Origin of the sequence: Stackebrandtia sp. (assembly GCF_035643755.1) — a bacterium.
Taxonomy (GTDB): domain Bacteria; phylum Actinomycetota; class Actinomycetes; order Mycobacteriales; family Micromonosporaceae; genus Stackebrandtia.
In genome coordinates this window covers 1-8,059 of record NZ_DASQPW010000304.1, presented here as the reverse complement: position 1 = coordinate 8,059, position 8,059 = coordinate 1, and the positions used below count along the sequence as shown (strand labels likewise).

General features: G+C 68.6%; 7 protein-coding genes and 1 pseudogene. 1 reads left to right on the top strand and 7 read right to left on the bottom strand.

The features are described from left to right. A pseudogene (locus VE172_RS24015) lies at positions 1–662 on the top strand (coagulation factor 5/8 type domain-containing protein); the annotation flags it as partial. Positions 663–736: 74 nt separating this feature from the next. Here the strand turns inward: VE172_RS24015 and VE172_RS24010 are convergent. The 7 genes from VE172_RS24010 to VE172_RS23980 all read right to left on the bottom strand — a co-directional run. Next, positions 737–1,285 carry a hypothetical protein gene (locus VE172_RS24010; RefSeq protein ID WP_324804539.1) on the bottom strand — a complete coding sequence of 183 codons (549 nt, stop codon included), beginning with the start codon at positions 1,283–1,285 and terminating at the stop codon, positions 737–739. A gap of 46 nt (positions 1,286–1,331) precedes the next feature. Further along, positions 1,332–2,711 (bottom strand): outer membrane protein assembly factor BamB family protein, encoded by a 1,380-nt coding sequence (locus tag VE172_RS24005; protein ID WP_324804538.1) that lies wholly within the window; start codon positions 2,709–2,711, stop codon positions 1,332–1,334. Positions 2,712–2,752: 41 nt separating this feature from the next. Beyond that, positions 2,753–3,469, bottom strand: coding sequence for a phytanoyl-CoA dioxygenase family protein (locus VE172_RS24000; RefSeq protein ID WP_324804537.1), 717 nt, complete (start codon positions 3,467–3,469; stop codon positions 2,753–2,755). Between the two features lie 9 nt (positions 3,470–3,478). Next, complete coding sequence (locus VE172_RS23995; RefSeq protein ID WP_324804536.1) at positions 3,479–5,791, bottom strand: beta-xylosidase/alpha-l-arabinosidase; 2,313 nt, start codon at positions 5,789–5,791, stop codon at positions 3,479–3,481. A gap of 19 nt (positions 5,792–5,810) precedes the next feature. Next, positions 5,811–6,641 (bottom strand): carbohydrate ABC transporter permease, encoded by an 831-nt coding sequence (locus tag VE172_RS23990; RefSeq protein ID WP_324804535.1) that lies wholly within the window; start codon positions 6,639–6,641, stop codon positions 5,811–5,813. Further along, positions 6,638–7,522: a carbohydrate ABC transporter permease gene (locus VE172_RS23985; protein ID WP_349258524.1), complete on the bottom strand. Its 885-nt coding sequence runs from the start codon at positions 7,520–7,522 to the stop codon at positions 6,638–6,640. Before VE172_RS23985 ends, VE172_RS23990 begins: the two co-directional genes overlap by 4 nt. Further along, positions 7,519–8,059 (bottom strand): type 2 periplasmic-binding domain-containing protein (locus VE172_RS23980; protein WP_475526135.1); only part of this gene is annotated, 541 nt, incomplete at its 5' end. The genes VE172_RS23980 and VE172_RS23985, both read right to left, overlap by 4 nt.

The window sequence follows — 8,059 nt, the reverse complement described above, 5'->3', positions numbered from 1 at the left end:
CCGGCGGCACCAGTTCCGATGTCCTGATGGAGGTCGGGCCCGAGGGCTCGTCGGCCTCCCACGCCGACAATCCGACCTCGCTGCACGACGTGTTCTTCCGGGTCGGTGGCGCGGGTGTCGGCAAGGCCGCCAAGAGCCTGGTCATCAACAGCAGCGACGTGATCGGCGATCACATGTGGATCTGGCGGGCCGACCACGGCGACGGCGTGGGCTGGAACGACAACACCGCGGCCAACGGGATGATCGTCAACGGCGACGACGTCACGATGTACGGCCTGTTCGTCGAGCACTATCAGGAGTACCAGACTCTCTGGAACGGCAACGGAGGGCGGACGTACTTCTATCAGAACGAGATGCCCTACGACCCGCCCGACCAGTCGGCGTGGATGAACGGCGACACCGAGGGATACGCCGCCTACAAGGTGGGCGATTCGGTGACCAGTCACGAGGCCTGGGGCCTGGGTAGCTACTGCTTCTTCAACGTCAATCCCTCCGTGACCGCCGCCCGGGCCCTCGAGGTCCCCGACGCGTCCGGGGTGAAGTTTCACGACATGACGACCGTCGCCCTGGGCGGTACCGGCACGATCCGCAACATCATCAACACCACCGGAGGCCCCTCCGACGGCGGCAACAACGTCGCCACGCTGGTCAACTACCCCTGACCCGACCGGCGGCACGGTAGTTCCGCGCCTGGCGGGGGCGCCCGTCAGGCGCGGAACCTGACATACGGGTGCACCTACTCGGTGATTCCCAGGTCCGCGCGCATGTGGTCTCGAAGCGTTCGGATCTGGTCCCAGTGGTCGTTGATTCGCATCTGGACGGTGTGGTGGGATTCGTTGTCGTCGGCCTCGTCGTTTTGAAGGCGCTTGACCATGCCGTAGGTGGCGTTCAGGGACCGGTTGACCTTGGATGCCGCCGACAGCACGCTGTTGGGCACGCGAAGCTGGGCTTCGGAATAGCAGGCTTGGTACGCCCGTCGGGCGGCGTCGAGCGCGGCGCTGGTCGGTGAGGGGTCGTTGCCCTGGCGCAGGGCGTGCATGTGGTCGGTCTGGGCCATCAGGTATTGACGTGCCGCGGTGTTCAGTCGGGCGTAGTCACCGCGGCGTTTCTCGAGGTCGGTGCGGGCCTGTTCTTGTTGCCGCTCTTGCGATCGGGCCGCTTCGGCACGGTCGAGTTCGGCGAGTCTGCTGCGGTCGGAGGCGCGTTGGGTCAGCAGCGCCGATAGCAGGGTTCCCACCACACCGACGATCGCGGCGCCCAGCGCCGTGATTATTCCCGCGTTCACCAGGACGTCCTTCCTGTGGGGACTCAATGGACTGTCAATGCGGCGTCTACCGTGGTCGTTTGTAGGCGGTGAGGCGGACGGCGGAATCCTTTTCTCTGGCATCGGCGAGGACATAGACGATCTTGTCGGTGGCGACGACGTCGTGGATCGTCGACGAGACTCCCGCACACGGAAGGATTCCTTCGTCTGACTCTTCATTGTTCAATCGGTTGAGCCCGACCAATTGGCAGTCGTAGCCGTCGGGCATGTGCTTCTTGCTTCTGGCGTCGATCGACGCCAGCACCAATAGTTGGTCGTCATCGGCGCCAACCGCCATGCCGTCGATCAGGCTGGAGTTCCGCCACACTTCGTCGCCGTTTTTCAGGTTCACCGCGACGAACCTGGCGTCGTCTCCGTCGACCTGGGTGACCAGGACGGAGTCGTCGATCAGGTGCGGGCGGTCGCTGATAGCGCCAGGTAGGTCGATGTCCGCCTGAAGCTTTCCCTTGTCGGTGAACGTCGTCAGCCCTTTGCCGTCTCCCACGTAGGACGCCACGGACAGCGGCGAATCGGCGACAATCGTGCCGGGGATGTGGGTTCCGTCCAGGGAACGCGTCCATCGATGCTTGCCGCTTTGGGTGTCGAAGGCGAACAGCTGGTCCGCGCACAGGCTCTCCGCCAGCGTGTATGTCGGGCTTTGCACCCATCGTGTCTTGTCGGGGCAGTTCCGTCCTTTGGGGATCGCGGGGAGGGACAGTTTGTCACCGTCCACGGAGTATCGAAGGTGGGTGCCGCCGCGTTCCTCACCGGAGTCCACTGTCACCGCTTTGTCCCCGATACTCACCCGCGGCGGATCGGAACCCTCACCGGCGCGCACTCTCTTGTGCCACAGCACGTCACCGCTGTGGGTATCGAACACGACCAAGTCTTTCCCGCACCTCTCGGCGCCAGAGCCGTACAACACGGCCGCGGTCCCGTGGTTGTTCGGTGTGGATGCGGCCTCGCACGGCGCCCCGCTGGTGGCGGGAGGTTGAAGCTTCCACCGCCGCTTTCCGGTCTTGGCTTCGAAGCCCCACACCCCGGCGGTCGTCACCGCCACGACGGGGCCGTCGGTCGCCCACATCCGCAACACGGAATCCGTGTCGCCCCAACCCGACAGGTCGGCGGAGCGCCATTGTTCGGCCAACGCGCCATCGGGTAGCGCGGTCTTGGTGGGATCGGGGCGGGCGTCGCCACCTCGGTTCAGCGCTACAACGCCAGCCGCGATGGCCAGAGCCGCGACCACGCCCACGACGGCGAGCGTCCGCCCGCCGATCTTGATTGCCATGAGCGTCCCTTGTGAAGTCCGTGTTTCTTGATTCCGTTGCACGACAGCATATGGGCGACGGGCGACACGGGGCCATCCCCATAACGGGCCGAGTCGGCGGGACGGGCGGCCGAGGTGCACTCTCGACAGTGGGTCATGGGGAAGCGGACGGTGCCGCCGTGTCAGGCGTTGACGTACGCGTTGTCCGCGACCGGCTCGCCGCGGGCCAGCCAGACGTCGTGGCCGCGATTGCGCTGGGGAATGATCCTCGTGGTCGCGGGCAGGTATCGCATGGTGTACCCGGCGCGCCGGTGCGGGCCGGTGTTGGCGTTCGCGCCGTGCAGGATCCGGCCGTCGTGCAGCGAGCAGTGGTTCGGCTCCAGCTCCAGGTCGACGGCGGTCGATTCGTCGACGTCGACGGCCTCGGTGCGGAAGAAGGTGTCGTCGGGGCCGCGTTGCCGGTACCGGCGGGGCGCGTGCCTATGGCTGCCCGGGATGACGCGCATGCAACCGTTGTCGGCCGAGGAGCGGTCGAGGGCCAACCACACGGTGACGATTCCTTCGTCGTTGTCCAAGCGGCCCTCCCAGTACGCGGCATCGGTGTGCCAGGGCGTGCGCGGGCCGGTGAATGGCAGTTTGCAGATGAATCCCGAGGACCACAGGACGATGTCCGGCCCGGTGATCGGTTCGACCAGGTTGAGCAGGCGCTCGTTGAGAAGCAGTTCCAGCAATCGCTCGTCGCGGCGGTGCGGCATGTCCAGCTCGTCGAAGATGCGCTCGCCGTGCTCGGCCAGGTGCTCCTCGAAGATGCCTGTCAGGTCGTCGAAGCGACCCGGGGAGAACAACGGTTCGCCGAGTACCGCGTAGCCGTCTCGCCTCCAGGACGTCAATATCGTCATTCATCGATGTTATGTGCCGAGGCTGGCCGGGGTCGTCAGGACCTGACGGCCCGGTGTGATGGTGGCGCGACCGGTTATCGCGAATCTCGCCGTCGCGGGCAGGTCCTCGCTGGATCCGCCCGCGGCCAGGGTGAACCAGCCGGGTTCGATGACGCGGGTCAGGTCGGCCCCGGTGAAGGAGGTGCGGTCGGCGTGCACGGTGAAGGTGACCGTGCGGGCCTCCCCCGGTTCGAGGTCGACCCGGGCGAAGCCCGCCAGCGCGCGCACCGGCCGCGTCACGTGGGCGACCTCGTCGGACAGGTACAGCTGGGCGGTCGCCGTGCCGGGGCGCGGGCCGGTGTTGGTGACCGTGAGGCTCGCCCGCACCTGGCCCGTGGCGGGGATGGTGTCGGCGTCGAGACCGAGGTCGCCGTAGGCGAATGTCGTGTACGCGAGGCCGTGGCCGAAGGGGTACAGCGCGCTCGGGTCTATGTTGGACACGCCGTGGCTGTCGCGTCCCAGGGGTGGGGCGAGGTAGGTGATGGGCATGCCGCCCGGCTGCCGCGGGATGCCCACCGGGAGGTGGCCGCTGGGGCTGACGCGGCCCGACAGCACGCCCGCGATGGCGGCCCCGCCCGTCTCGCCCGGCAGGAACGCCTGCACGACGGCGGCGCAGCGTTCGGCGAAGTCGCCCAGGGCGTAGGGGCGGCCCGAGACGACGACCAGGATGGTCGGGGTGCCGGTCGCCAGCACCGCCTCGACCAGGTCGGCCTGGATGCCGGGCAGCGCCACGTCGGGGACGTCGCAGCCCTCGCCGGAGGTGCCGCGCCCGAACAGGTTCGCCAGGTCGCCGACCGCCAGGACGCACACGTCGGCCGCCTCCGCGGCGGCCACGGCCGGTTCGATGCCCGAGCGGTCGGGGTCGCTGATCGGCACGCCCGGCTCGACGACGATGTCGGCGGCGGGAAGCTCCGCCCGCAGGGCGTCCAGAAGGGACGGAACGTCGACGCCGATCTCGTTGCCCGCGAGGCGGGACAGCACGTGGTTGGGGAACGAGTAGCAGCCCAGCAGGGTGCGCGGGTCGTCGGCGGTGGGACCGATCAGGGCGATGCGCCGGGTGTCGCCGGGCAGAGGCAGGGTGCCGTCGTTGGCACACAGGACGATCGACTCCTCCGCCACCGTCGTGGCCAGCGCGCGGTTGGCGGCGCTGTCCAGGTCCCGGTCGGGGTCGGGAGCGCCGAGGCGGGGTTCGGCGTCCAGCAGGCCCAGTTCGCACTTGTGCGTCAACACCCTCCGCACGGCGGTGTCGATGGTGGACTCGGCGAGGTCGCCGGCGGCGACCTTGGCGGCCAGCCGGAGGTAGGCGTCCCCCGAGGGAAGTTCGACGTCGATGCCGGCCCGGATCGCCTGGACACCGGAGTCGGCGCGGTCGGCGCTGACCCGGTGCATCAGGTCGAGGAACGCCACGGACCAGTAGTCGGACACCACCGTGCCGGTGAAGCCCCACCGTTCGCGCAGGATGCCGGTGAGCAGTTCCCGGTTGGCGGCGGCGGGCACCCCGTCGACGTCGGTGTAGGCGTTCATCACCGACCGGGCGCCGCCGAGCCGCACCGCCATCTCGAAGGGCGGCAGGACGATGTCGGCGAATTCCCTGGGGCCCATCGACACCGGCGCGTGATTGCGGGCGGCCCGCGAGGCCGAGTAGCCGGCGAAGTGCTTGAGGGTGGCGATGATTCCCGCGCCCTCCAGACCGCGCACGTACGCGGTGCCGGTCGTGGCGACCAGATACGGGTCCTCCCCCATGGTCTCCTCGACCCGGCCCCACCGGTAGTCCCGGACCACGTCCAGGACCGGGGCCAGTCCCTGGTGGACGCCGACGGCGCGCATGTCGGCGCCGATCCGGGCACCCATCGTCTCGATCAGGTCGGGGTCGAAGGTGGCGGCCCAGGCCAGCGGCGTGGGGTAGACGGTCGCGCCCAGGGTGGTGAAGCCCGTGAGGCATTCCTCGTGGGCGATCGCGGGGATGCCGAGCCGGGTGTCGGCGACGATCCGGCGCTGGACCGCCTCGAGCCGGGCTGCTCCGTCGCGCGGCCGGACGGGCTGCGTCCCGAACGGCCGGGTGAGGTGGCCGAGCCCGTGCGCGGCGGCCTCGTCCAGGGTCGCGGGGCCGCCGCGCATGGCGCTCTCCATCGGGGCGACCTCGCCGCCGCCGGCGTCGGTTCCCGGCGGCCAGAAGCTGCCCAGCTGCGCGAGCTTCTCCTCGACGGTCATGGCGTCGACGAGCGCGGCGACCCGTTCGGCCGTCGACAGCCGCGAGTCGCGCCAGCGGAGGTTGTCTGCCATGTTCTGCGGCCCTTTCCGGTTATCTTCCGAATCCGGCGGTCATGCCGGACACCAGTTGGTGGCGCGTCAGGACGTACGCCGCGAGCATGGGGAGCACCGACAGCACCACGGCCGCCAGAACCGCGGGCACGTCGATCGCGAACTGTCCCTGGAAGGACCACAGCGACAGCGGCAGCACCCGGGTGTCGGCGCTTTGCGTGAGCACCAACGGAAACAGGAACCCGTTCCAGACCTGCAGCGCGTTGTAGACGCCGACGGCCGCCAGGGCGGGGCGCGACATCGGCAGGACCAGCCGCAGCAGGATCGTCCATTCGCCGGCGCCGTCGAGCCGCATGGATTCGAACAGCGAGCGCGGCACGTCCCGCAGGAAGGTGGTCAGGATCAGCAGCGTGATGGGGATGGCGAACGCGACCGAGGGCAGGACCAGCGCGGCGAGGGAGTCGTAGAGGCCCAGCTCCACGATCAGGTAATAGACCGGGATGATCGCCGCCTGGATCGGGATCGCGATGCCCAGCAACGCCATCCGGAAGACCCCGCGTCCGAACCGGCCCCGGCCGTGGACGATGACGTACGCGGCCATGAGCGAGACGACCAGGGTGAGCGCGACCGCCGCGACCGTGACGATGACGCTGTTGAGGAAGAACCCGGCGAAGCCGTGGTCGAGCACCCGGCCGTACGCCGCGAGGCTGGGGTTCGACGGCCACGACAGCGGGTTCTCGGTGAAGTAGTCGGACTGCGGGCGCAGGCTCGTGACGAAGATGTAGTAGATCGGCAGGATGATGACGGCGAGCCAGATCCAGCCGGCGACGGCCCCGATGACGTTGAATCGGGACCTGACCGCGCGACTCATGATCCCTCCATTTCGGACTCCATTCGGTCGACGCCGGTGATCCTGTTGAGCCCCAACGCGATGAGGAGACCCAGGACCACCAGGACGAGCGCGGTGACGCTGGCCCGGCCCATCTCGTAGGAGCGGAACCCGGTCAGGTACATGTCCAGCGGCAGCACCCGGGTGGCGTTGCCGGGGCCGCCCCCGGTGAGCACGAAGATCAGGTCGAAATAGGTCAGTGAGCCGACGGTCATCAGCGTGGTCGAGGTGACGATCGTGTGTTTCAACAGCGGCAGGGTGATGCGGAAGAACTGCGAGACGGCCCCGGCACCGTCCATGCGGGACGCCTCGTAGATCTGGATCGGGATCTGCCGCGCCCCGGCCTGGTAGACCACGGTGTGGAACGGGATGAACGACCAGCCGATCACGAACACCACGACATAGAACGCCAGCCGCGGATCACCCAGCCAGTTTTGGGCCAGCGCGGGGACGCCGAGGGCCGGCCCCACGCCGAAGTTCGGGTCCAGCAGGGCGATGAAGGTGAGGGCGACGGCGGTGGAGCTGAACAGCAGCGGAAGGAAGTACAGGGCGCCCAGGCCGGCCCGGTACCGCTGCCGGCCCGCGAGGAAGACGCCGAGCAGCAGGCTCACCGGCGCCTGGAACAGCACCGACACGACGGTGAGCTTGACCGTCAACCACACCGCGACGCGGGTGTCGGGGTCGGACGCCGCGGATGTCCAGTTGTCGAGACCCGCCCACGAGACCGGCCCGAGCCCGTCCCAGTGGGTGAACGACAGCGCGGCGACCCCGAACAACGGCACCAGCGCGAACACTCCGAAAAGGAGCACGGCAGGAGCCGCGAACCAGCCGCTGGGCCCGGTCGTCCGCGCCGGGCGCGTCACAGCGTCGCGTCCATCGCCTTGGCGAAGTCCTTGGCGCTCGAGTCGCCGAGGAAGAGCTTGCTGAGGTTGTCCAGGAGCTTCTGGGCCTGTTTGGACGGTAGCGCCTGGTCCCAGGACAGTTCGAAGTGCTTGGCGTCGCGGGCCAGGCCGTAGGTGAAGTCGAGGTAGTCGGCGTTGTCGGCCTTGGCGATCCGGTCCTCGATCCCGGTGACCGGGGGCACGGCGCCGACGTCGAGCAGCGCGGCGATGTGGTCGTCGTTGAACAGGTCCTTGCCCAGATAGGAGGTGGCGCTCTTTCGATACTCCTTGGGGGCCGTGGACGACACCGACCAGAAGTTCGCCGGGTTACCCACCACATTGGACTTGTCCCCCTTCCCGCCCTTGATCGTCGGGAAGGTCGAATACGCGAGCCCCTTGCGCTTCACCAGTTTGGGCGCGTTCTTGAGGAAGTCGGGGTACACCCAGCTGCCGTGCAGGATCATCCCCGCCTTGCCGGTGTAGACCAGCGCGGTGTCGGCGCCCGCGTCGGCCTCCACC

What these genes read in the sequence shown, in the direction of transcription:
- VE172_RS24000 (WP_324804537.1), bottom strand. Translation starts at nt 3,469, where the DNA reads ATGACGATATTGACGTCCTGGAGGCGAGACGGCTACGCGGTACTCGGC.
- VE172_RS23995 (WP_324804536.1), bottom strand. Translation starts at nt 5,791, where the DNA reads ATGGCAGACAACCTCCGCTGGCGCGACTCGCGGCTGTCGACGGCCGAA.
- VE172_RS23990 (WP_324804535.1), bottom strand. Translation starts at nt 6,641, where the DNA reads ATGAGTCGCGCGGTCAGGTCCCGATTCAACGTCATCGGGGCCGTCGCC.